This is a genomic window from Curtobacterium sp. PhB25 (assembly GCF_004365375.1).
GTDB lineage: Bacteria > Actinomycetota > Actinomycetes > Actinomycetales > Microbacteriaceae > Curtobacterium.
On record NZ_SODR01000004.1, the window covers coordinates 274,059 to 296,855 of the forward strand.

Annotated in this window: 27 protein-coding genes; 17 read left to right on the plus strand and 10 right to left on the minus strand. The window is 67.0% G+C overall.

What is annotated here, in order from left to right:
* Positions 1 to 2: 2 nt before the first annotated feature.
* A complete protein-coding gene (locus tag EDF51_RS10200; protein ID WP_134194743.1) occupies positions 3 to 761 on the minus strand; it encodes a glycoside hydrolase family 16 protein in 759 nt (252 codons plus the stop codon).
* Positions 762 to 884: 123 nt separating this feature from the next.
* On the opposite strand from EDF51_RS10200, the gene EDF51_RS10205 reads away from it, so the two are divergent.
* Both EDF51_RS10205 and EDF51_RS10210 read left to right on the plus strand, forming a co-directional pair.
* Positions 885 to 1,622, plus strand: coding sequence for a DUF433 domain-containing protein (locus EDF51_RS10205; protein ID WP_131846574.1), 738 nt, complete (start codon positions 885 to 887; stop codon positions 1,620 to 1,622).
* Positions 1,623 to 1,624: 2 nt separating this feature from the next.
* On the plus strand, positions 1,625 to 1,996 hold the full coding sequence (locus EDF51_RS10210) for a hypothetical protein (RefSeq protein WP_243837119.1): 372 nt from the start codon (positions 1,625 to 1,627) through the stop codon (positions 1,994 to 1,996).
* Between the two features lie 43 nt (positions 1,997 to 2,039).
* On the opposite strand, the gene EDF51_RS10215 is transcribed toward EDF51_RS10210, so the two are convergent.
* From EDF51_RS10215 to EDF51_RS10230, 4 genes are all read right to left on the minus strand, one after another.
* Positions 2,040 to 2,621, minus strand: a complete 582-nt coding sequence (locus tag EDF51_RS10215) for a recombinase family protein (protein WP_134194747.1) — start codon at positions 2,619 to 2,621, stop codon at positions 2,040 to 2,042.
* Positions 2,622 to 2,776: 155 nt separating this feature from the next.
* Complete coding sequence (locus EDF51_RS10220) at positions 2,777 to 3,973, minus strand: permease (protein WP_208321837.1); 1,197 nt, start codon at positions 3,971 to 3,973, stop codon at positions 2,777 to 2,779.
* A gap of 100 nt (positions 3,974 to 4,073) precedes the next feature.
* Positions 4,074 to 4,673, minus strand: coding sequence for a DUF305 domain-containing protein (locus EDF51_RS10225; protein WP_134194750.1), 600 nt, complete (start codon positions 4,671 to 4,673; stop codon positions 4,074 to 4,076).
* A 108-nt stretch (positions 4,674 to 4,781) separates the two neighbouring features.
* Positions 4,782 to 5,291, minus strand: a complete 510-nt coding sequence (locus EDF51_RS10230) for a hypothetical protein (RefSeq protein WP_134194752.1) — start codon at positions 5,289 to 5,291, stop codon at positions 4,782 to 4,784.
* Positions 5,292 to 5,604: 313 nt separating this feature from the next.
* On the opposite strand from EDF51_RS10230, the gene EDF51_RS10235 reads away from it, so the two are divergent.
* The 6 genes from EDF51_RS10235 (at position 5,605) to eno (ending at position 9,711) form a co-directional block, all read left to right on the plus strand.
* On the plus strand, positions 5,605 to 6,111 hold the full coding sequence (locus EDF51_RS10235; protein WP_134194754.1) for a universal stress protein: 507 nt from the start codon (positions 5,605 to 5,607) through the stop codon (positions 6,109 to 6,111).
* Positions 6,108 to 6,854, plus strand: coding sequence for a 2,3-diphosphoglycerate-dependent phosphoglycerate mutase (locus EDF51_RS10240; RefSeq protein WP_134194756.1), 747 nt, complete (start codon positions 6,108 to 6,110; stop codon positions 6,852 to 6,854). The genes EDF51_RS10235 and EDF51_RS10240 overlap by 4 nt, the downstream gene beginning before the upstream one ends.
* Positions 6,851 to 7,354 carry a CrcB family protein gene (locus EDF51_RS10245; protein ID WP_235035968.1) on the plus strand — a complete coding sequence of 168 codons (504 nt, stop codon included), beginning with the start codon at positions 6,851 to 6,853 and terminating at the stop codon, positions 7,352 to 7,354. The genes EDF51_RS10240 and EDF51_RS10245 overlap by 4 nt, the downstream gene beginning before the upstream one ends.
* Positions 7,351 to 7,722, plus strand: coding sequence for a CrcB family protein (locus tag EDF51_RS10250; protein ID WP_071295098.1), 372 nt, complete (start codon positions 7,351 to 7,353; stop codon positions 7,720 to 7,722). The genes EDF51_RS10245 and EDF51_RS10250 overlap by 4 nt, the downstream gene beginning before the upstream one ends.
* A 32-nt stretch (positions 7,723 to 7,754) precedes the next feature.
* On the plus strand, positions 7,755 to 8,240 hold the full coding sequence (locus EDF51_RS10255; protein WP_134194758.1) for an inorganic diphosphatase: 486 nt from the start codon (positions 7,755 to 7,757) through the stop codon (positions 8,238 to 8,240).
* 136 nt (positions 8,241 to 8,376) lie between these two features.
* Positions 8,377 to 9,711, plus strand: a complete 1,335-nt coding sequence (gene eno / locus EDF51_RS10260) for a phosphopyruvate hydratase (protein WP_208321838.1) — start codon at positions 8,377 to 8,379, stop codon at positions 9,709 to 9,711.
* Here eno and EDF51_RS10265 read toward each other — a convergent pair.
* On the minus strand, positions 9,696 to 10,622 hold the full coding sequence (locus EDF51_RS10265; RefSeq protein ID WP_134194760.1) for a LysR family transcriptional regulator: 927 nt from the start codon (positions 10,620 to 10,622) through the stop codon (positions 9,696 to 9,698). The two genes, eno and EDF51_RS10265, sit on opposite strands and share 16 nt — an antisense overlap.
* 136 nt (positions 10,623 to 10,758) lie before the next feature.
* Between EDF51_RS10265 and EDF51_RS10270 the strand changes: the two genes are divergently transcribed.
* The 8 genes from EDF51_RS10270 (at position 10,759) to EDF51_RS10305 (ending at position 18,445) form a co-directional block, all read left to right on the plus strand.
* Positions 10,759 to 11,856 carry a TDT family transporter gene (locus tag EDF51_RS10270; protein WP_243837114.1) on the plus strand — a complete coding sequence of 366 codons (1,098 nt, stop codon included), beginning with the start codon at positions 10,759 to 10,761 and terminating at the stop codon, positions 11,854 to 11,856.
* A complete protein-coding gene (locus EDF51_RS10275; RefSeq protein ID WP_079238225.1) occupies positions 11,853 to 12,437 on the plus strand; it encodes a uracil-DNA glycosylase family protein in 585 nt (194 codons plus the stop codon). The genes EDF51_RS10270 and EDF51_RS10275 overlap by 4 nt, the downstream gene beginning before the upstream one ends.
* A gap of 140 nt (positions 12,438 to 12,577) precedes the next feature.
* The gene (locus EDF51_RS10280) at positions 12,578 to 13,180 is read left to right on the plus strand and encodes a recombinase family protein (protein WP_123293853.1); all 603 of its coding nucleotides are present in this window, start codon (positions 12,578 to 12,580) and stop codon (positions 13,178 to 13,180) included.
* A 5-nt stretch (positions 13,181 to 13,185) separates the two neighbouring features.
* Positions 13,186 to 14,580: a Mu transposase C-terminal domain-containing protein gene (locus EDF51_RS10285; RefSeq protein WP_134194764.1), complete on the plus strand. Its 1,395-nt coding sequence runs from the start codon at positions 13,186 to 13,188 to the stop codon at positions 14,578 to 14,580.
* Positions 14,580 to 15,392: an AAA family ATPase gene (locus tag EDF51_RS10290; RefSeq protein ID WP_123293741.1), complete on the plus strand. Its 813-nt coding sequence runs from the start codon at positions 14,580 to 14,582 to the stop codon at positions 15,390 to 15,392. The genes EDF51_RS10285 and EDF51_RS10290 overlap by 1 nt, the downstream gene beginning before the upstream one ends.
* A 355-nt stretch (positions 15,393 to 15,747) precedes the next feature.
* Positions 15,748 to 16,350: a helix-turn-helix domain-containing protein gene (locus EDF51_RS10295; protein WP_134194766.1), complete on the plus strand. Its 603-nt coding sequence runs from the start codon at positions 15,748 to 15,750 to the stop codon at positions 16,348 to 16,350.
* A gap of 119 nt (positions 16,351 to 16,469) precedes the next feature.
* Complete coding sequence (locus EDF51_RS10300) at positions 16,470 to 17,726, plus strand: MFS transporter (protein ID WP_134194768.1); 1,257 nt, start codon at positions 16,470 to 16,472, stop codon at positions 17,724 to 17,726.
* Positions 17,727 to 17,791: 65 nt separating this feature from the next.
* On the plus strand, positions 17,792 to 18,445 hold the full coding sequence (locus EDF51_RS10305) for an HAD-IB family phosphatase (protein ID WP_134194770.1): 654 nt from the start codon (positions 17,792 to 17,794) through the stop codon (positions 18,443 to 18,445).
* 17 nt (positions 18,446 to 18,462) lie between these two features.
* On the opposite strand, the gene EDF51_RS10310 is transcribed toward EDF51_RS10305, so the two are convergent.
* Positions 18,463 to 19,191 (minus strand): tyrosine-protein phosphatase, encoded by a 729-nt coding sequence (locus tag EDF51_RS10310; RefSeq protein ID WP_166673525.1) that lies wholly within the window; start codon positions 19,189 to 19,191, stop codon positions 18,463 to 18,465.
* A 78-nt stretch (positions 19,192 to 19,269) separates the two neighbouring features.
* Here EDF51_RS10310 and EDF51_RS10315 point away from each other — a divergent pair, with 78 nt between their 5' ends.
* Positions 19,270 to 19,788 carry a helix-turn-helix domain-containing protein gene (locus tag EDF51_RS10315; protein WP_132048354.1) on the plus strand — a complete coding sequence of 173 codons (519 nt, stop codon included), beginning with the start codon at positions 19,270 to 19,272 and terminating at the stop codon, positions 19,786 to 19,788.
* 120 nt (positions 19,789 to 19,908) lie between these two features.
* On the opposite strand, the gene EDF51_RS10320 is transcribed toward EDF51_RS10315, so the two are convergent.
* From EDF51_RS10320 to EDF51_RS10335, 3 genes are all read right to left on the minus strand, one after another.
* Positions 19,909 to 20,307 carry a hypothetical protein gene (locus EDF51_RS10320; RefSeq protein WP_134194774.1) on the minus strand — a complete coding sequence of 133 codons (399 nt, stop codon included), beginning with the start codon at positions 20,305 to 20,307 and terminating at the stop codon, positions 19,909 to 19,911.
* A 563-nt stretch (positions 20,308 to 20,870) separates the two neighbouring features.
* The gene (locus EDF51_RS10330) at positions 20,871 to 21,512 is read right to left on the minus strand and encodes a GNAT family N-acetyltransferase (RefSeq protein ID WP_131878054.1); all 642 of its coding nucleotides are present in this window, start codon (positions 21,510 to 21,512) and stop codon (positions 20,871 to 20,873) included.
* A 653-nt stretch (positions 21,513 to 22,165) separates the two neighbouring features.
* Complete coding sequence (locus tag EDF51_RS10335; protein WP_131847106.1) at positions 22,166 to 22,642, minus strand: hypothetical protein; 477 nt, start codon at positions 22,640 to 22,642, stop codon at positions 22,166 to 22,168.
* Positions 22,643 to 22,797 lie beyond the last annotated feature (155 nt).

The window sequence follows — 22,797 nt, forward strand, 5'->3', positions numbered from 1 at the left end:
GGTCAGCCCGTGTACGCGTAGGTGCTGACCCAGTCGATGTCGAGGTGCCCGGCGGCACCCCAGTTGCCGACCTGGAACATGTACCGGTGCGCGGTCTTCGGCACGTTCGACGTGACCGTCTTGATGACCTTGCCGTCGAGCAGGTACTGCACCGACTTGCCGGGGATCCACTCGACCGAGTAGACGTGCCAGCTGCGCCAGGTCACCCCGGTGCTCATGCTCGTCGAGTTCGCTTCCTGCCCGGCGACCATCGAGTGGTGGTGGAGCATCGGCGACCCCTCGAAGTTCGCCTCGGGGTAGTCGATCTCGCCGTCCGACCAGACGTTGGACGACGGCCACAGCATGAACGCTGCACCGTTCCCGTCGCCGCCGGTGGCCTTGGCGCGGACGCTGAACTTGCCGCCCACGTGCGACCAGGCGCCGTTCGGGGCCCCGAAGGTCCCCGCGGCTCCGTGCTTGCCGTCGAGCGTGACGTCCATGTAGCCGTTGCGGGCGCTGACCTGCGAGCCCGAGTAGTACGTGCCGCCCGTCCCGTCCGGGTAGGGCTGCCACGAGTTCGCGTAGGTCTTCGCGAACTGGCCGTTCGCCGAGGCCGTCGTGCTGAAGTTCTCGACGAAGGTCTGCTTGAACTTGCCGACGTTGCCGACCGGGGCGGTGACCCCCGCGTAGGCAACGGTTCCCGCTCCGAGCGGTGCCGCCACGACGACGGCTCCGATGAGTGCGGCGATGAGTGCTGTCCGCCTGATCCTGCGGTGCTGCATGTGTCACTCCCTGGTGTGACTGGTGGCACCCGTTCCCCTCGGGCACCCAGCCGGATCTCGGCTGCGCACCGAGGGTAGGTGCATTCTGCAACCGATACAGGGGGTTGACACTCACTGCTCGCGATGTTGCAGAGCGGCACACTCCCGACCAGGGGCTGCGCAGCTCCCCCGTCGGCGGTATCTTGCATGCAAACGTCGGTCGTCGACGGTGTCTACACCACCCCCATCTACGCGTTGAACGAAGCCGCGCAGATCGTCCGTGCGCCGTCGAGTTCGTTCGCGCGTTGGGCCCATGGGCACAAGTTCCGACAACGGCGCGAAGGCGAGTGGGGGTGGAGCGAACCGATCCTCACCGGAGTGCGCGAAGGACGTGGCTACACCGTCCCGTTCAACGCCCTTGCCGAGGGGTACATCGTCGAGACCTTCCGCCGAGCCGGGCTGCCCATGGCGCGGATCCGTCCGGCGATCACCGCGCTCCGGAACGAGATCGGCATCGAGAACGCGCTATTGAGCGAACGCCTCAAGACTGACGGTGCGGAAATCCTGTTCGAGAATGGTGACGACGAGCTGGTCGTCGTCCGGAACAAGCAGGGCGTGTTCCGGGACGTCGTCGCGGAGTACCTCCGGACGATCACCTACCGCAACGGATTCGTCCAGTCCGTACGACTCCCGACCTACGAGCGGGCAGAGGTCGTCGTTGATCCGCTCCGGAACTCGGGCCAGCCGACGATCGACCGGATCGGCGTGAGCGTCGAGAGTGTCGTCAGCCGCGTCCGTGCCGGAGAACCGATGGCGGATGTCGCCGAAGACTTCGGTCTGGCGAAGCGAGAGTTGCAATCACTGCTCGTTCAGGCAGCGTGATCGTGCTGTCTGCCCAGTTTCTTCTCGACCGATCTGTCGGAGGGCGACTCCTCGTCCGCAGGCTCCGCGAAGCAGGCTGGGACGCTCGCACGCTCGCAGAGGTGTACGGCGACGACCGCGCACAACGAATGCGCGACGAAGAGTGGATTGCCGAGGGCACTCGCGGCGGGTTCCTTCTGCTGGCAGAGGACCACCGCGTGGCCAGCCGGCCGCTCGAAGCACAGGCGATCTACATGAATGACGCGAGAGTCATCGCCTTTGCACGGGGAGAGATCACCGCTGGAGTGATGGGTGACTTGTGTCTCGAGCACGAGCGGTCCATCCATCGGCTGGTGCAGGCCAGCCCGCCGTTCGTGATGTCCCTCAGCGTGTGAGCAGCTTCGCTCTGTGTCGTCCTTCTCGCTTCGCTCCGTGTCGTCAGCTGGCGGGCGGGTTCGCTCCGCCGCGCTGGATTGCCCGGTAGACGGTCGAGCGGGCGACACCGAACAGCTCGGCGATTTCGCTCGTGGTGTGCGTGCCGGCGCCGTGCAGCGCGACCAGGTGCTTCTCCTGTGAGACGGAGAGCTTGGGCTTCTTCCCCCGGAGCTTGCCTGCGGCCTTGGCGATCGCCATGCCTTCGCGCGTGCGTGCGCGGATGAGGTCGGCTTCGAACTCCGCGACCATCCCGAGGACGTTGAACAGCAGCCGTCCCACCGGGTCGGTTGGGTCGTAGACGGAACCTCCGAGGTTCAACGTCACGCCCTTCCGCGTCAGCTCGTCCGCGATGTCACGAGCGTCCGGGAGAGACCTTGCGAGTCGGTCGAGCTTGGTGACGACGAGGACGTCGCCCTTCCGCACGGCGGCGAGGGCCTCGCGGAGTCCCGGGCGTTCGCGGTTTGTTCCGGTCATGCCGTGATCGACGTGGACGTTCTCGGGGTCGACGCCGAGCGAGTGGAGGCCGTCACGCTGCGCGGCGAGGTCCTGGCCAGAGGTCGAGACGCGGGCGTATCCGACGAGCATGCGACGACTGTAGCGTTTAAGGCACCTTCACCGGGCATTTTTGCGGGACAGTCATACGGGAATCGCGGGCCCACGTATGTGGCTGGGAACGCCTTGTGGCGTGATTCCGACAATGCTGTGTGGCCTAGCTTGCCCTGTCGGCGTGGCCGGTCGGGTCAGGGCTGGCTGTGCTTGGCGTTTGCCTGGTCGTGGGTATCGGGGTGGTCACTCATCATGCGGAGCATGGGCCATGAGCCGCTGCGGGTGAAGACGACGAGCAGGAACGCCGCGACGAGCAGGAACACGATGTTGAGCCAGGTGGTGTAGTTCCAGCTGATCGAGGTCGTCACGATGGTGAGGTGCCGGTTCGTGGGGATGAGGTGCAGCGGGGTGAAGAGCAGTTCGACGGCGTAGCCGGCGAGGACCATGGCGCCGTAGAAGATCCCGGTGATGCGGAGGGCTGCTTTCCAGCCGTAATACTTCCGGTAGATGATGATGATCGGGATGATGATCAGGTCGGCGAAGATGAAGCTGATCACACCGCCGAAGCTGATCCCACCGTTCCAGAGGACCGCTGCGAGGGGGACGTTGCCGACGGAGCAGACGAAGCTCACCATCGCCAGGATCGGTCCGATGAGCGGGTCGATCAGGAACGCGAGCGTCGGGTGACCCTCGAGGAACAGTGCTTGCAGCCACGCCTTCGGGACCCAGGCGTCGAAGGCGCCGGCGATGAGTAGGCCGATGACGATGTCGCGGATGACGGATGCCCAGTCCATGACGAAGTACTGCGACACGCTCGTGAGCCCGGGCCTCGAGAACAGTCGCCGCCAGAAGCCCTGGTCGCCCTGCACGGACATGTCCATGGCTGCGTGGCCCTCCATCGTGCCGGTGAGGCCCTTGTCGGCCTGTTCGCGGGCGGCGTCGACGATCTTCCCGCGCATCCAGAGCCGGAACCCGAGGGCGATGAGGATGATCATCAGCGGTCCGCCGACGAACTCCGCTGCGGTGAACTGCCAGCCCATGACGAACGCGAGGATCAGGCCGAGCTCGACGACGAGGTTCGTGGAGGCGACCTCGAACGCCATGGCCGACGACAGGCTCGCGCCCTTGCGGAAGAGCGCCCGTGCGAGGGCGACGGCGGCGTAGGAGCAGGACGAGGACAGTGCGCCCAGGCCGGTTGCGACGCTGATCGCTCGGGGGGAGTCGTCGCGCATGAGCTTGGTGATCTGGTCGGTGCGGACGACGGCTTGGATGATGCCGGAGAGGGTGAAGCCGAGGATGAGGGGCCAGAGGATCTCCCACCCCATCGAGCCGGCTGCTACCAGGGCGTCACCGACTGCGTTGAGCACGAACATGTACACCTGCTTCTTCACGTCGCGGGCATGTTCTGCCGCGACAGGGTGGTCACGAACGGGGAAGAACCGGTCTCGGGTCGAGGCGGACTGCGTTGCCCGCCTCGACCCGCGACTGGTGTCACTTGGACGCGAGCATGTCCTTCATCTGCGTGATCTGCTCGGTCTGGCTCGACACGATTGACTTCGCCATCGCGACCGCGTCGGTGTTCTTGCCCTTGTCGACTTCGCTCCTGGCCATGTCGACGGCGCCCTCGTGGTGCTGGACCATCTGCTGCAGGAACAGCTTCCCGGCGTCCTTCGCGGATGCCTGGTCAAGGTCGGTCATGTCGGAATCGGACATCATCCCGGACATGGAGTGCCCCGACCCAGGGTGCTCCGACTCCGTGGGCTCACCCCAGCCCTGCAGCCAGCTGGTGAGCTGAGTGATCTCCGGACCCTGCTCGGCCTTGATCTGCTTCGCCAGGGTGGCGACGTTGGGGTCAACACCGTCGCCCTTGGCGAGGAGCACGTCGCTCATCTCGACGGCCTGCTCGTGGTGCGGCAGCATCACCTGCGCGAACATCACGTCCTGGTCGTTGTGCGCCGACGCGGCCGAGCTCGACGAGGCGGACGAGCCCGCGTCGGAGCTGCTGTTGTTGGTGGAGCAGCTCGCGAGGGTCAGGCCGAGGGTGAGCGAGGCGGCGATCGCGAGGATGCGCGTGGTCGTGGTCGTGTGCATGGAAGGTCCGTTCCCGTGTATGCGTCAATTGGTCCGGGCAGGCGGATGCCTCCCGGTTCTGGGCATGCGGGAGCCGCCCTGCGGCGGTGTGGTCCCGCAGGGGGAGGATCAGATGCGGATGATCTGCAGTGCCGTCAGTGACGGTGGTTTCGGTGCTGCGATGTGGCGCGGCAGCCGGTCAGCCAGCGCAAGCAGTCGCGACAGCAGCGCGAGGACGCCGCCGGTCCGTGCGCGCACTAGCGCCCATGCGAACAGGGCGATCGTCAGCGCGCACGCCATCCCCATCAGCGAGCACATCAGCGCGCACAGGCCGCTGTCACAGCCGGCGTCGGTGAGGACCGTCAGCACCGCGGCCGCGGGAGCGGCATGCTCCCCGTGGCGGTTTCCGACGGCATGGACGTGCCCGGTGGTGGCGGCGGGAGCTGCCATCGGGTGCTCGTGGCCGGCGGTGTGGCCGGCCATCGTGTGCATCAGGACCGTGAACCCGACCAGCAGCAGCAGCGCCAGCGTCGCCATGACCCGCAACAGCAGCCGGCGACGCGGGGAGGCGGTGGTGGTGAGCATCGATTCTTCGATCAGGACGAGGGGTGGCGGATCGTCGGGCTGCAGCGGGAGCACGTTCCGATGCGAGGTCGACCGAACAGAACTGTACCCCCTGGGGGTATGCGCTGTCTCTGGCGGCGAGCCGATCGATCAGCACAGGGGTAGGAATCGCGCGACCGTACCGTGCCAGAGGCACTCCCCTTCAGAAGAAGTCCGAGGTTCAGAAAAAGTCCGAGGATTTTTCTGTCGTGGTGCGTGGTGGTGGGTGCATACTGGTGGTGTCTTCGGACCCGGTAGTGGGGCTTGCCGGACCCAACCTCGACAGCTGTCGACAACAGTCCCTATCTCAGCATGGTGCGCGTCAGCGTGCCCGAGATAGGGAGATGACATGGGTGAGGCAGACTCCGCCCGCACGATTGTTGTCGGTGTGCAGTCCGGGCAGGTGGAGGGCGTTGTCGGCGTTGCCACGCTGATCGCGAAGCATTTCGGTGCGTCGGTGGTGTGTGTTGCGGTGGATCCGGCGCTGCTGAGCGCGGGATCTCGTCGGGACGGTTCGGAGATCATCGAACCGATCGATCCGGACACGGCGGACACCGAACCGCAGCAGTTGCCCGACCGCGACGTCGCCGTCATCCACGATCTCGCTGCAGCGCGGTCTGTTCGAGTGGAGATTCTCATCCGGGTCGGGGATCCGAGCCGGGCGTTGGCTGCGGTGGCGGAGCAGCGTGACGCGGTGATGATCGTCGTCGGGTCGCAGACGGGCCGGCGTCGGGTTGCGGAGTTCTTGAACGGTTCCGTCGCCGCCCGCTTGACGCACCAGCAGCACCGTCCCGTCGTGGTCGTCCCACACGCTCCGGTCGGGTTCGAGAGCGCCCTGCCGTGGGATGCGTCGTGACGGGCCGGTTGGTGCTGCTGCGCCACGGGGAGAGCACCGCGAATCGGGCTGGCACCTTCACTGGCCTCCGCGACGAACCGTTGACCGTCGAGGGTGAACGGCAGGCCGTGACCGCGGGGCGGCTCCTGCAGGCAGCAGGCAGCATCCCGGACCAGGTGCTCACGTCGACGCTGCAGCGCACCGTGCACACTGCGGAATTGATCATCGACACCCTCGGCATCGCCATCCCGACGGAGAAGGTCTGGCAGCTCAACGAACGCAACTACGGCGCACTGACGGGGATGACGAAGACCGATGCGCGCCGAACGCTCGGCGACGACGAGTACACCCGGCTCCGCAGGTCTCGGAACGGCGCACCGCCGGCGATGTCCCTGCAAGTGTGGACGGCGCTGCGGTCAAGTTCCGCGCTGCGCGACCTGCCAGACGCTGCCCTCCGACGCACCGAGGCCCTCTCCGATGTCATCGATCGGGTCCGACCCGTGCTGCAGGACCGACTTCTACCGATGGTGCGGTCGGGTCGGAGCGTCCTCGTCGTCGCGCACGGCAACTCGCTCCGCGCCATGTGCGCGTGCATCGACGACCTCACGGACCCGGAACTGCACGCACTGAACCTGCCCACCGGGCAGCCGCTGCAGTATGAGCTTACGCCGACGGGTGCTCTCGTCCCGCGTGGTGGGGCGTTCCTGGATCCGGTAGCAGCGCACCACGCCGCGGCGCTGGTCGCGGCAGAAGGCGGAACATGACCACCCGAACGGACACCCCGATGCCCGATGATCAGCTCCCCTCCGACCCGGATGTGGACGTCTCCGACCCCGCAACGGCCATGCGGCCCGTGCACCTGCGGTGGCGGTACGTCGGCCTCGTCGCGGTCGGTGGCACGGTCGGCACACTCCTGCGCGACGTGATCAGTGCGCTGCTCCCAGCAGACGGCGGGGTGAGCTGGTCGATCTTCTGGATCAACATCAGCGGAGCGCTGCTGCTCGGGGTGCTCCTGGAAGCGTTGGCGCATCGCGGTCCCGACGCGGGCCGCCGCCGTGTCCTGCGTCTGCTGCTCGGCACGGGAGTGCTCGGCGGCTTCACCACCTACAGCACCCTCGCTGAGTCCACCGCCGCACTGTTCCTCACCGGCCACGGTCTCGCCGGCACCGGGTACGCGCTACTGACCGTCATAGCCGGTGCGATCGCGACCGCGGTCGGACTGGTGGTCGCCGGCTGGTTCCGCCCCCGGACGGTGTCCGCATGAACGCCGGCATCCTCCTCGCGGTCGCGGCCGGTGGCGGCGTGGGCGCTGCCGGCCGGTTCCTCCTCGACGGGCTGATCAACACCGGCCGGGAGTTCCGGCTCCCCGTCGGCACGTTGACGATCAACATCACCGGGTCGCTGCTGCTCGGGCTCATCGTCGGCGCCGCCAGTCACCTCGGCGCAGCCCCCGTGGCGGTGCTCGGCACCGGGGTGATGGGCGGCTACACCACGTTCAGTACCGCCAGCTTCGAAACGGTCCGCCTCGCCCGCAGCGGCCGGATCACCGCCGCAGCCGTCAACGGTCTCGGGATGCTCGTCCTCTCGGTCGCGGCAGCCATCGCCGGCATCCTCCTCGGCGGTCTGCTGTGACCGCCACCCCACATCCTGGAACGGGCCTTCCCATGCTGTTCGACGTCACGATCGAGGTTCCCCGCGGCAGCGGCAACAAGTACGAAGTCGACCACACCACCGGCCGGATCCGGCTCGACCGGGCCGTGTTCACCAGCATGGTGTTCCCCCAGGACTACGGCTCCATCGATGACACGGTCGGCGATGACGGCGACCCCCTCGACGCGCTCGTGCTGCTGCCCCGACCGACGTTCCCGGGCGTCGTCATCACGGTCCGGCCGGTCGGGATGCTCCGCATGGTCGACGAGAACGGCGGCGACGACAAGATCCTCGCCGTCCCCGCCGGCGACGACCGGTTCGAAGACCTGCAGGACATCAGCGACGTCCCGGAGCACACCCTCATCGAGATCGAGCACTTCTTCTCCCACTACAAGGAGATCGAACACGGCAAGCACGTCACCACCAACGGGTGGGCCAACCGTCCTGCTGCCGAAGCCGTCATCCGCACTGCACAGGAAGCCCACACCCGACACCCGTGATCCACGGGCCCCTTGACCGCCGCGGGGAGGCACTGGCGCTGAGTGATCGCCAGCAGGTCGTCCCCTCCGCCTCCCCGCGGCTTTCCCTTCCATCCGCACGACCACGACGCATGACCCGACCAGAAGGAGCGTCACCATGAACGACTACATCAGCGGCATCCACCACCACGGAGCCCACCAGGGCGAGTACGTCACCCACCACGACCACCCCGTCACCATCGACGCCGTCCACGGCACCCGTATCCTCGACTCCCGCGGCTACCCGACCGTCCGCGTCCTGCTCGGACTCGACGACGGCCGCACCGTCACCGGCGACGCCCCCGCGGGCGCATCCACCGGCGCCCACGAAGCCATCGAGCTCCGCGACGGCGGAACAGCGTTCGGCGGCCGCGACATCACCCAGGCGCTCCACCTGATCAACACCGACATTGCAGGCCTCCTCACCGGGCGATCGTGGTCCGCAATCGGACAGGTCGACGCCGCCCTCGCCGAACTCGACGGCACCACCGGGTACCGCCGGCTCGGCGCGAACAGCGTCGTCGCAACCTCCATCGCCGCATCCCGGGCGCTCGCACACGCCGCGGGCCTCCCGCTCTGGCAGTGGATCGCCGAGATCACCGGCTCGACGCCGCGGATGCCGGTCCCGCACTTCAACGTTCTCAACGGCGGCGCGCACGCAGCGAACAAGCTCGACTTCCAGGAGTTCATGATCGCCCCCGTCAACGCCTCATCGATGGCCGACGCTGTCCGCATCGGCGCGGACGTGTACCACGCTCTCGCGGGCCTGGTGCGGGACCGGTTCGGTAGCCTCGGCCTCGGCGACGAGGGCGGCTTCGCACCATCGATCGCTGCACCCGAGGAAGCGCTCGACCTGCTGGTCACCGCGATCCGCGCCGCAGGCTACGAGCCGGGCGTCGACCAGGTGGCGATCGCCCTCGATCCGGCCGCGAACGAGTTCTCCCTCGGAGACGGCTCGTATCGGATGCTCGACGACAGCCTCGACCGGGACGGGTTGGTCGACTACTACCGGCAGCTCATCGACACGTACCCGATCCGCAGCATCGAAGACGGGTGCGCTGAGGACGACTATGACGGGTTCCGCCGCATGCAGGCGGCGCTCGGTGACCGGATCCAGATCGTCGGCGACGACCTCTACGTCACCGACCCCCAACGCATCCGCGACGGCGGCGAGCAACACCTGACGAACGCGGCACTGATCAAGCCGAACCAGATCGGCACCGTCTCCCAGACCCTCGGCGCGATCGCCACCGCCACCAGCATCGGGATGGCCAGCATGGTGTCGCACCGTTCCGGGGAGACCACGGACACGTTCATCGCCGACCTCGTCGTCGGGACCGGCACTGGGCAGATCAAGTCCGGCGCACCCGCCCGCGGCGAACGGGTCGCGAAGTACAACCGGCTCACCGAGATCGCCGAGCAGCACCCGGATCTGCCCTACGGACTGATCTGACCACCGGCACTCGAGCTGCGAGCGGTGTCCAAAAACGCCGTGACAGCAGGCCCGGGGTGGCCCGACCAGATCGCACGCAGCGACCGGATCAGCGGCGGGCCGAGCAGCGGCACTCGGACGAGGGCACCGTCGGCGAGGTCCCTGCCCACGGTGCGGAGACTCATCACCGCCGGAGCGATGCCCGCTCGAGCGTTGGCGCGGATGATGCCCGTCGTCTCCAGTACCGCCGCTGGCGGAACGAGGGTGCGGCCCGCATCGTCGAGCCACGCCTCGACCGTGGCGCGGGTGCCGGACCCTTCCTCACGGAGCAGTAGCGGCGTCTCCGCGAGGTCATCCGCGGTGATGCTCGAAGCCCGCGCCCACGGATGGTGCGGAGCGACGACAACCACGAGTTCGTCCTCGTCGACCACCAGAGAGGAGAGGTCAGGTGGCGCAGCAGGGGTCTCCGTGAATCCGACGTCGGCAGCGCCGGAGCGAACAAGGTCGATCACAGCGGTGGAGTTGCCCGCGATCAATCGGACCGACGCATCGGGCGCGGCAGCACGGTGGGTGAGCAACCATCCAGGCAGCAAGAGTTCGGCGATCGTCTGCGACGCTGCGACCACGAGGGATCCCGCCGGTTCTCGAAGCGCGACAAGTCCTGCTTCGAGCCGCTGCGACGCCTCCAACACCGGAACGGCCAGACCGAGCACCACCCGGCCGGCGTCGGTCAAAGCTGTCCCGGATGCTCTCCGGTGCGCCAGCGGCTGACCGATCGCCTGCTCCGCGGCACGCAGTCGCGCAGACACCGCCTGCTGTGTCACCCCCAACACTTCGGCCGCGCGGGTCAACGAACCGGTTTCCGCGACGCGGACGAGGACCTCGAGAGTGTCGAGGTCCAGGGTCCGGTCGGTCAGCCGTCGCAGTGCCACAAGCAAACATTGTGCCCCGCCAACGAGTTCGCCGTTCCCGAACCATGGGAAACACGCGCACGCTGGGTGCATGTCCGCTCACCTCGCCCACGCACCCGCACCCGCACGTTCCGAGCATGGTGTGCAAGAACGGCGGTTGTTCCGGGAGTTGGAGCGGCCCGGGCTGATCGTGTCGAACCTGACCCCGAACTGGTTCGCATCGATCATGGGGACCGGGATCGTCGCCGTCGCGGCTGCGTCGTTGCCGCTGCAGTTCCCAGGTCTGCGCACTGCGGCGACGGTCGTATGGGCGATCGCCGCAGTCCTGCTCGTCGCCCTCACGATCGCGACGGTGCTGCACTGGATCCGCTACCGGAGCACCGCAGCGAAGCACCACCTGCACCCGGTCATCTCCCACTTCTACGGGGCACCGCCGATGGCGTTCCTCACCGTTGGTGCCGGAACGATCCTGCTCGGCAAGGACTGGATCGGCCTCCCGGCTGCCGTCACCGTCGACTGGGTGCTCTGGAGCATCGGCACCATCGGAGGACTGCTCACGGCAGTACTCGTGCCGTACCTGGCGTTCACCCGCCACGAGAACACGCCCGACTCCGCGTTCGGCGGTTGGCTGATGCCGATCGTCCCGCCGATGGTGTCCGCCTCCACCGGTGCGCTCCTGCTGCCGTACGCCCCCGCCGGGCAGGCGCGGGAGACGCTGCTGTGGTCCTGCTACGGCTTCTTCGGCCTCAGCCTCATCACGTCGCTGGTGGTGATCACGCTGATCTGGAACCGTCTCGCGCAGCACAAGGTCGGCGCCGCGGGCATGGTCCCGACTCTGTGGATCGTCCTCGGGCCGGTCGGACAGTCCATCACCGCCGTCAACCTCCTCGCATCGAACGCCCCCACCGTTGTCGATGCGAGCACCGCGCACGCCCTGCTGGTCGTGGCGCTGGTGTACGGGTTCGCGATGCTCGGCTTCGCGCTGCTGTGGACCGTCATCGCCCTCGCGATCACCATCCGCACTGCCCGAGAGCACTTGCCGTTCAGCCTGACCTGGTGGTCCTTCACGTTCCCCGTCGGGACCTGCGTCACCGGCCTGAACGGCCTGGCCCTGCACTCCGGACTCACCGTCGTCGCGGTCCTCGCAGTTGTCTACTACGTCGGCCTCGTCGCCGCGTGGATCACCGTTGCCGCCCGCACCTTCCACGGCTCCGTCATCCGAGGCACCCTCCTGGCACCACCACAGCCGGCGTGAGCACCGCCGAGGAGCTCGCGGACGAGCTCGCGGACGTTCGATCGCTGAACGCCCTCGCCGAGACATGGCGCACCGCACCGGACGGCTCGCGACGGTTCGTCCCGAGCTTCGACCCACGATCCGGCGGCACATCAAGCCGCGTGCTGGTCCTCATGCAGTCGCCCGGCCCGCAGACCATTGCCGCCGCGCACGCGGCGGTCTGCAGCGAGGACAACCCGGGCCCGACCGCGGCCGCGTTCCGAGCAGCCCGCATCGAGTCCGGACTCGCACGCAACGAGTACCTCCGCTGGAACCTCATCCCCTGGGAAGTCCCCGGCCGCGTACGACCTGCGGACATCGACGAGGGGCGACGCGCCCTCGGAGCTTTGCTCGAGGCGCTCCCCGTGCTCGACGCCATCGTCACTTACGGGACCGTTGCCCTTGACGGAGTCATGCGGCATCTCACCCTGGACGAGCACCCCAGACTCATACCCGTCATCGCGGCGCCACACCCCTCTCCCGCCAACGGCCGCCACCGCGCGGAACAACAACGACGTTCCGTGCAAGCACTCCAGCTTGCCGCACTGAAGCGACCGGTGTAGCGAATACGAACCATTCCGCTACAACTGTCCGAACCGACGCTCCGGCAATATGCGAGACGGCGTGTCTTGTAGCGGAACTCAGTCCCGGAATCTACGTGTCGCCTCTACCCCTCCTGGTCGAGTTTCGCTACGTTCTCTTCATGGGGCACCTCCTCGGGTACGCGCGTGTATCCACCACCGACCAGGACGCGTCATTGCAGGTCGATGCGCTGAACGCTGCCGGCTGCTTCCGCGTATTCGTCGACACCATGTCTGGGTCACTCGAGCACCGACCAGAACTCGACAAGCTCCTCGACCAGATCCGCCCCGGCGACACACTCGTCGTCTGGCGTCTCGACCGACTCGGGCGCTCGATCCGGCACCTCATCGACCAGCTGCACGGCCTCGCGGACCGTGGTGTCGGATTCCGGTCGCTGCAGGAGACCATTGACACCACCTCGCCCGGCGGCCGCCTCGTCTTCCACGTGTTCGCGGCCCTGGCGGAGTTCGAACGGGACCTCATCAAGGAGCGCACCAATGCCGGCCTTGCTGCGGCTCGCGCCCGTGGCCGCACCGGCGGGCGTCCACCGCGGCTGTCCTCTGACCAAGTCCGAACGGCGCGCCGGTTGTACGAGCAGCAGGACATGACCGTCGCGCAGATCGGAGACGTCCTCGGAGTCAGCAGGACGACCATTTACCGCACGCTCGCGAAGCACACCGAGGTCATGACCGCTCGACGCACCAAGCCCTCCCCGTCGATGTAGCGACCGTGGACGCGGACGAGCGGTGGCGAATCCTTCGACTGCATGTCGATGACGCGATTCCGCTTGCCGAGCTCGTCCGCACAACGGGTGTGCCGCGTCGGACCCTGACGCGGTGGCTCGCCCGCTACCGAACAGGCGGCTACGACGCGCTCTCCGACAGTGTTCGCCTGGATCGTGGGGTCAGGCGCACATCGCCGGATCTCGTGGCTCTGGTTGAGGCACTGGCCCTGACCCGGCCACGACCTTCGATCGCCACCATCCACCGGCGCCTGGTCGAGCGCTGCGCTGGCCGCGACGCCGATGCACCGTCGTACTCGACCGTGCAGAACATCGTGCGCGCTCTCGACCCAGGGATGGTGACCCTGGCGCTCGACGGGCCGGCGTCGTACCGGGATAAACACGAGCTGCTCCTCCGGCGTCGAGCGCACCAGCCGAACGCGGTCTGGCAGGCCGATCACACGATGCTCGACATCCTGATTGTCGGCCCGGACGGGAGGCCGGCTCGTCCTTGGCTGACCGTCATCCTCGACGACTACTCCCGAGCGGTGTGCGGGTATCTGGTGTTCCTCGGTGCGCCATCGGCGGCGAACACCGCGCTCGCTCTCCGGCAGGCGATCTGGCACAAGGTCCAACCCGATTGGCCCATCTGCGGCATCCCCGACGTGCTCTACGTCGACCACGGGTCCGACTTCACCAGCCACCGACTCAGTGCAACCGCCGGATCACTGCACCTTCGGATCGTGCACTCCGCAGTCGGTCGACCGCAAGGCCGCGGAAAGATTGAGCGGTTCTTTGGCACCGTCAACACGGAACTGCTCACCGGCCTGCCCGGCCACCTGACGACGAAGACGCCCGCTCCGTCACCAGTCCTCGACCTCGCTGGCCTCGATGCGGCTGTCGTGGCGTTCATCGGCCGCTACAACACTCGCATTCACCGGGAAACGAAACAGTCCCCGGTGGACGCATGGATCGCTGGCGGCTGGCTGGCCCGCATGCCCGACTCCCTCGAACAGCTCGACGGATTTCTCCTGACCGTGCCGGCGTCCCGGATCGTGCAACGCGACGGCATCCGCTTCCAGGGCCTTCGCTACACGTCACCAACACTGGCACCGTTCGTCGGGGCGACAGTGACGATCCGCTACGACCCACGAGACATCACCGAGATCCGCGTGTTCCACCGCAACATCTACCTCTGCACCGCAGTCAACCCGGAACACCAGAGCGAAACCGTCTCCCTCAAACAGATCCAGGCCGCGAGAAACGCACACCGCCGAGCGCTCCGCGGACAGATCCAAGAACGCATCGCTGTCGTCGAACATCCGCCAGCGCAGGAGCCACCGTCCGAGCCCGTATCTCAGCAGCGCCGACGGAGGCTCCGTACCTACGAGGAGGACCAGTGATGCCCAACCAGTTCGTCGTCACCAAGGAACACCGTCGATTCACGGAGTTCGCCGACGCCGTTCGCAAGCAACAGACCATCGGAATCTGTTTCGGCGCCGCCGGCGTCGGCAAGACGCTCTCGGCCCGCCGCTACGCACACTGGGACCTCATCGGACCCTTCATCAAGCAATGGGGTCCTCGATCCGAAAGCGACCTCAAGGTCTACGCCGCTGCCCACCGAGCGCGCACCGTCTTCTACACGCCGCAGGTCGCTGCTTCCCTGCGGTCCCTTCGCGACCAGCTCGACTACGACCTACGCCACACGAACATCCTCGTCGAGGAACACCTCCGACTCATCGGTCACACCGTCAGCTACCGCCACGGTCAACCACCGTCCCAGCTCGAGCTCGTCATCGTCGACGAAGCGGAACGGCTTACCGCCACCGCGATCGAGTGGCTCCGCGATCAGTACGACCGCACAGGCACAGCGCTGATCTTGATCGGGATGCCCGGCATCGAGAAGCAATTCGCGCACTACCCGCAGCTCTACAGCCGTCTCGGCTTCGCACACCAGTACCGCCCACTCGGCCACGACGAGCTGCTGTTCGTCCTCGAACGCCAGTGGCGAAAGCTCGGCCACACCCTCGACCCTGACGACTTCACCGACGCCCAAGCCGTCGCCGCCATCGAACGGATCACCCGCGGTAACTTCCGCCTCCTTGAACGACTCCTCCCGCAGATCCAACGCGTGCTCCGCATCAACGAACTCGACGTCATCACCAACGACGTCATCGAAGCCGCCCGCAGCACTCTTGTCATTGGCGTCAGCTAACAAGCCAAAGAACGATGCCCGAACCGGGCCATGAGGCGCTGCCGCTCACACCCACGTAGCTGCTGGGTTCTGGCGCTCGTCTCAAGGCGTCCAAATCTGCACCGGTGACCGACCGGCTACCGAGACGGTCGACGCCGTGCCTGGACTGGCCAGGCGTGGCAGGTTCTGCCTGCTGAGTCATCGACGGCAAGTTCGAGAGCCTTCGCCCCTTGCGGTGGATCAGAGCACCTTGTAACAAGCGGCTCTCACGCCTCAAGCGCTCAACCCGTGCGTCCGGTGCGACCTGGTCACTAGCGACTCGAACAAGTAGACAAGATCCGTTGCGCAAGAACAGTTGCGCAACTAGCTTACTCGTATGGCCTCTCGCGACACGCTCCGTTCGACCCTCACCGACGCTGCTTCGATGAGGGTTCTGGCCCATCCAACGCGCCTGCGCCTTCTCGGATTGCTGCGCGAGCGAGGTCCCCAGACTGCGGCGCAGCTCGGCGACGTCGTCGACGAGGCTCCGGGCACGGTCAGCTACCACCTATCCAAGCTCGCCGCGAGCGACCTCATCCAGGCGGCCGAGCCGCAAAGCGCCGACCGGCGCGAGCGCTGGTGGCAGGCTGCAGCACCCCTCACTTCGTGGGAGCCGGCCGACTTGCTCGACGACCCAGCTCGCCTCAGCGCATCGGCCGCCCTCGAGAAGTCGATCGTCCAGGCGAACGCCGCGCGCTACCTCCAGTACGTCGACGCCAGACCGGCTCTGCCGCGGGAGTGGGTCACGGCAGCGGCTGGCGGCGACCGCGCGATCCGCCTCACCGTGACGGAGCTTGCCGCCCTGCGCGCCGAACTCGAGTCCGTCGTCGACCGCTGGGTAGATGTCGGCGCCGCACACAGCCCAGACGCGGGAGACGGGGCCGAGACGGTCGTCCTCGCCTACCACGCCTACCGGCACCCAGGTGGTGCGGGCGCGTGACTAAGAACACCCCGCCCACTGAAACGCCCGCTCCCGACGAGCGCCCCGCGCACGTTCACGCCGCGCAGAGCGACGCATCCGACAAGGGTGGCGACGGCAAAGCCGGTACGTCGAGTCGCGTGGCCCGCGCAGCCCTCGTCGCCCTCGTCGCCGCTCACGCGGTCTCGCAGACGGGCAACGTGGTCACGGCCTTCGCGGTCCCCTTCTACGTCCTCGCGCTCGGCGGCTCCGGCGTCGAGATCGGCGTCGCCGCAGCGTTCGCGACCGCGCCGGTGATCATCGGCGGCCCACTCGGCGGAGTCGTCGTCGACCGGGTCGGCCACCGTCGCGCCGCAATCGTGGCGGACGTCGTGAGCGGTGCCTCCGTCCTCGCGATGCCGGTGTTGGCGCTGACCGTCGGTCTGCCGTTCTGGGCGCTGCTGGCGCTGGTCTTCGTGGGAGGCCTCCTCGACACCCCAGGGCAGACCGCTCGCCGCGTGATGCTGCCGGGCCTGACCCAGAAGGCTCGTGTCCGTGTCGAGCGCAGTGTCGGCCTCCTCGACGGGTCCGAGCGCTTCGCGAAGCTGGTCGGCGCTTCCCTGGCGGGCCTCCTCGTGGCGGCCGTCGGCCCGATCGCGTCACTGTTCGTCAACGCTGCGACCTTCGTGGTGTCGGCGGTACTGACATGGGCGCTCGTCCCTCGCGATGCGAAGGCAGCAAAAGCAGACACGGGGATCGGGGGCGCGCGGCGCGCGTCCTTCTGGGGCGACCTCGCAGAGGGTGCTCGTTTCGTCGTGCGGGACCCGCTGATGCGGCTGCTGGTCGGGCTGGTGCTCATCACGAACCTCCTCGACGCCGCTCGCGGATCGACCCTGCTTCCCCTCTACGCCAACGACCGTCTCGGAGGCGCGGCAGCGCTGGGGCTGCTCGTCGCGACCATGGGTGGTTGTGCTCTCCTCGGCAACGTCGCCTTCGGTTTCGTCGCCCACCGGGTGCCGCGGCGGGTGACGTTTGCGGTGTGCTTCACACTCGCCGGCGGGCCGTCCAGTCTGGCGTTCGCGCTCGGAGCGCCGCTGCCCGTGCTCGTCGCAGCGACCGCGCTGGCAGGGCTCGCGGCGGGATCGCTCAACCCGATCCTCGCGACAGTCGAACTCGAGCGGGTGCCCGAGCACATGCGCGGACGCGTCTTCGGCCTCATCAACGCGGGAGCGTGGGCTGGCGTCCCGTTCGGTGCCCTGCTCGGCGGGCTCGCCGCCGACACGATCGGACTCGCTTTCGCATTCGGCATCGTCGCGGCGGCTTACGTCGTGACGACTCTCACACCGCTGACAGGCGGGTCGTGGCGGCTGATGGAGAGGGGCAACTCAGCGCACCACGTCAGAAACGATCGTCCCTGACCTGTCCGGCGACCGACCGGCTAACGGGACAGCGGAAGTGGTGTGCGCCTGACTACGCTCCGAGAATGAGCACACGAGGGATGGTCTTCTTCGATATTGATGGCACGTTGATTCCGTCGATGTCGAGCAGTAGCTTCCTTGCCGAGCGTCTCGGACACCAGCACGAGCTCGACGCCGCCGAGGAGCGCTACGCCGCTGGGGAACTGACGAACGAGCAAGTCAGCGTCATCGACGCCGAAGGCTGGCGTGGTGTGGAGACACGTGTCGTTGCCGACTGGCTCGACGATCTTCCCCTGATCGACGGGATCGATGCGGTGGTCGCCTGGTGTACGGAGCACGATGTCGAGCCCGTCCTTGCCTCCCTTGCGTGGCAGCCGGTGAGTGAGGCGATTGCGAAGCGTCACCACTTGACGATGAACGGCGGCCCGCGAGTTCAGGTGGTCGGCACCGTCTATGACGGCACCGTCGCCGAACACTTCAACGAGTACGACAAGCGAGACCGCGCACTGCAGCTCGCGGCGGAGCGCGGAGTCCCGATCGACCAGTGCTGCGCCGTCGGGGACAGTCGCTCCGACATCCCTCTGTTCGATGCGCTGCCGACCTCACTCGCTCTGAACGCCGGTTCGACGGCACGCGCCGCAGCTACCGCCGCCGTTGACACCAAGGACCTCCGTGACGTTCTTCCTTGGCTCGAGGCGTGGAGACGCGACTTCCGGTGAGTCCGGTCGACCATCGGCTACCGAGACGAGGTGGCGTCGGGGCTGAATCGAGCGCGAAGAGCGGCGATCGCGTCGGGCCGCACGCCCGCACGGTCCAACCATTTAGCGTCGACGACGCCAATGGCAGCGGCGATCGCGGCGTACGCGGTGATGCCGTGGTCACGGAGCGCGTTCTCGAGCATCTGAACCGAGCGCGGGTCCTGCGCTTCAAGATTCCGGGAGCTCAGGAGGTAATCCTCAGCGATCGCCTCGGGCCGGACGCCGCCGAGAGTGAGGAGGAGTAGGGCGACGATACCCGTCCGATCATGCCCCCGACCGCAGTGGAATAGCACGGGGCAATCGGCCAGCGCCAAGGCGTTGATCGCGTCGCCGTACAGGCGCGGCCACCGCTGAAGAGCGTCCGCGAAGTACAAGGGGGTGCCCCAGAGCCCGGTCCGCGCCCACTTCGCCATGAACTCCTGATCCGCGGCGTCCTCCACCGGCAGACGGAGAACCTCGACGGCGAGGTCGTGAGGTAGTTCAATCGGCCGATTCGATCGCAGCGCAGCTTCGCCGTCGAGGCCTGCGGTTTCGAGTGAAGCGATGGTGTGGATGCCGTAGTCGGCGAGCTGCTCCCAGCCTTCAGGCGTCAGGTGCAGCGGATGGTCCGACCGTGCGTAGACGCCATGTGGGGTTCTACCGCCTGCCTGTAGGGCCAGGCCTCCGAGGTCCCGAGCGTTGTGTAGCCCATCCCACTGCAACCGCACGCGCACTCCTTGTGATTTCTCAATGACTAGTCGTTGACGATACTCAACGAGTGGCGACAGGGGAAGTAGTGTGGCGTCGTGTCCGAGCGTCGTCCCGCAACTCACCTGGAAGCGAAGGCTCTCTCGCATCCCCTTCGGGTGCGTCTTCTCACGCTGCTCACTGGCCAAGCTGCGGGGATCAGTGAGCTGGCGCGTCGTACTGGCATGAACCCCGGTACGGTGCTGCATCATCTCCGAGTGCTCGTCGACGCAGGGCTGGTCGAGGCCGGCCTCGCGCGGCCGGGCCTGCGAAACTCTCGTGAGGTGCCGTATCGCGCGACGGGGCGGACGGTCGAGATCAGTTTCCGGGAGGAGTCCGACTCTGGTGCGTCAGTGAGCGAAGCGATCCTGGAGGGTGCGCTGGCCTCGTACTACGCAGCCCCGGTCGCCGATCGGTTCGGGGAGTCGGTTGCGACGATGCGGCTGTCCGCTGCTCGGCAGGAGCAGTTCCAACGAGAGCTACGGGACCTGGTTAGTCGGTTCAACGATGAGGAAGGCGCCGCCGTCGAGATGCTCGTAGCCTTCCACCGCGCCGGTAGCGACGCCGTTACCAACTAGCTTCTCTCGCCGATTGCGCACGTCCGGTGGCCGATCCGCTACCGGACGCCGGAACGCATCTGGCTTCGTCGGCCCACCCATGTCGAGGGACCCCAGCATCATGTTGCGCGCTGGTAGGGGCTACGGACCGTATGAACCACTCACCGAAGTGAGCAGCTGCCCGCCGTTCAGGATCAACACGAACGTGATTCCAGTCGCGGAGGCAACAGCGACTGCAACCAGGGCCGCGATCATTCCAGTCCACCGGCGGTACCGCCCGCTGACGGCAACCGCGCCAAGGACGACTAGTCCCAGGACATGGGTGAGCACCAGCGGGATGCCGCCCATGAGCAGCGTCGTGCCAGCCATCGTGGTGCCCGCAGCAACAGCCTTCGGCTGTTCGGTAGCTTCCTCCAACGAGGCAAGACTGAGCCACAACCACGCGCCGGCCATGATGGGCAGCCCGAGCACCGCGAGAACCCAGAACAACACCGCACTTCGTGTCGACTTCCAGCCGCGCTCTACAGACGGACCCTTCAAGGCGCGATCCCCATGGTCAGTACACGCCGTCGGGGTAGGGCTGGTCGCACTGCTCCGCTGTATGACCCGGCCCGGCCATCCGGCGAATAGTGAGCTGTTGACCGACGGCCAGCTCGTGCCCGTATACCTCTGGCTCTTCATTGGCGAGGTAGATGTCGGCAGTACAGAGACTGAAACGCGCAGCGATTCCTGTCACGGCGTCCCCCGATGCCACGGTGTAAACGAAAGACAAGGGACCGCCGGTGACGCTTCCATTCGCCGTCACGGTCCTCCCGTGATCTTCCGGCGGAGCACTCTCGGAGACCGCAGACGTCGAAGCCGACGGCTGACCAGAGGACGGGACCGGAGTGGCGTCGGGTCCGGAACTGTCAGTGCAACCGACAGCGGTGAAAGCAAGAACGGCCATCATGGCAACCGACGCGATCGTGCGCATCGAGACCCCCATCTCGTCGACTTCGGCGTTCGCGCCGACTCTACCGGGGCCGCCGAGCAACGGCGTGTGCTGTCGGATCGTCTACCGATAGCGGATCGGCTACCGGACCGCCGAGCGCTCGCCTGTTGGACTACATCAAGAACTCGGTCGCTGCTTCGACCCCTTCAGTCATCAGGCTCCAGCTCGGCCGGGCGAAGTCCTCCCGTCTCAAGCGCACCCTGACCTCGTCAACGACCTCATCGGCGCGGGTCTGGGCGCGAGTGACACCGTTGAGCTCGTAACCGAGCTTCGCGGACACCCGAAGGGATGGCTCGTTCCAAGCGACTGCGCTCGACTCCGCCCACTCAGCTCCCAAATGGTCGAACGAGAACAGCAGTAGCGCCGCCCGCATTTCGGTCCCGAGCCCGTGGCCCTGATGTTCGAGGGCGAGCCATGAGCCGCTCTCGACGGTCTTGCGGGCGTTGAAGCGGCGAGCGTGCAGCTCTTGGACCCCGACCGGTGTCCCCTGGTGAAGCACGGTGAAGCTCACACCCCACGAGTCACGGCTCACCCCGGACCGGAGCTTCCAGTGGTACTGCGCGAGAGAACGAGCCAACGTTGTCGGTTCTGCGTCCGTCCATGGGACACCGAACGGCATCCGAGCGGGATCGTGGACGCCGGACAGGGCCACGTCGACGAGCCCAGGAAGATCCTCGTCGCGCAGGGGCCGCAGTTCCAGCCGAGGAGTGATGAGGCGCAGCCCAAACAAGGGCCAAACGTGATCGAGATCCATCGCCCAACGATAAGAGCGCGGCGTCGAACGTTACGGGCCAGCGATGTCCCGTTGGCCGATTGACTAACGGACGCGCCCTACCCGGTCCCCATCTGACTCGTCGTCTCGAGTGTCCGCTCTCGGTCGTCGCAGAACCAGCGCTGCGCATCCTGCGGCTAGGCACCCGCAGACGGCTGCCGCCGGCAGGACAAGTTGCCAACCGCCCGCCGTCAACAGCAGACCGCCCAGACTGGCCGCGATCAACGCAAGCACTCCCACCACGACCGATGCACGACGCACCGGATGTGCCGCGGGTGCGTCCTCGGCGCGGTTCCGCACGACTATCCCCACCCGAGTGACGACCGCGGCGACCGCGACTCCCAATGGGACAGCGATCTGTGAAGCGAAAGCCACGGATCGCCAGTCCACGTAGCTGAACCTGATCATCCCGAGGCTGAACATCCCGACCGCGAAGACTGCGCCAGCAGAGACGACTACAGCGGGGAGGGCCGCTCGGCGTAGACAACTCATCGTCCTCGTGTCCCGAGACTGACCCATGTGGACAGGCTAGGACGCACATCGGCATCATGCGACCGAAGGGCGAGCGGACCTCGTTGCAGAAGTTGCTTGACCGACGTCGCGCCCGATGACCGATCCGTCAGCGAGACAGGTTGCTACGCCAGCGGTGGCCGGAGTGCGGCTGCTTCAGCCGCGGCGAGACCTTGCTCGGCTGAGGCGAGAAGAGCGGTGTCGTGTCCGCGTCGGAGCTCGACCGTTTGACGGAAGTCCTCGATTGCTCGGTCCGCGCTGCCGGCGGCGAGCAACGCCTTCGCTCGGTGTTGCCGCATGACGGCCTCGCGGGCTGTTCCAGCGCACTCCGCAACGAGTCGGTCATACTCCCGGACCGCGCTGAGGTGATCACCCAGATCACGTTTGCAGTCTGCGATCAGTGCTCGCACGCGCATGCTCTCTGGGAGTCGTTCGAGGCGCTCGAGGGCGTTCTGCGCGTGACCGGTCCACAACAGTTCAATGACTGCAACCAGCGGGTCACCTGCCATGCCGTCACGGAACTTCGCGAGATCGGTGATCGCTGGCCGAAGGTCAGCGCACCGAATGACCCAGCCAGGTCCGCCCTCGACGTCACTCGTCATTGCAACACCGTAGAACGGATTGCCCGTGATCCCTCATCTGCTCGCCAAGACGACCGCGGCTCGCCCGGTAGTCGACCGGCTAATGGGCACGTTCCGGAGCACAGAGGCGATCCGATCGGACCGCGATAGTAGGGTGCCGACCGTTATGACCCGGA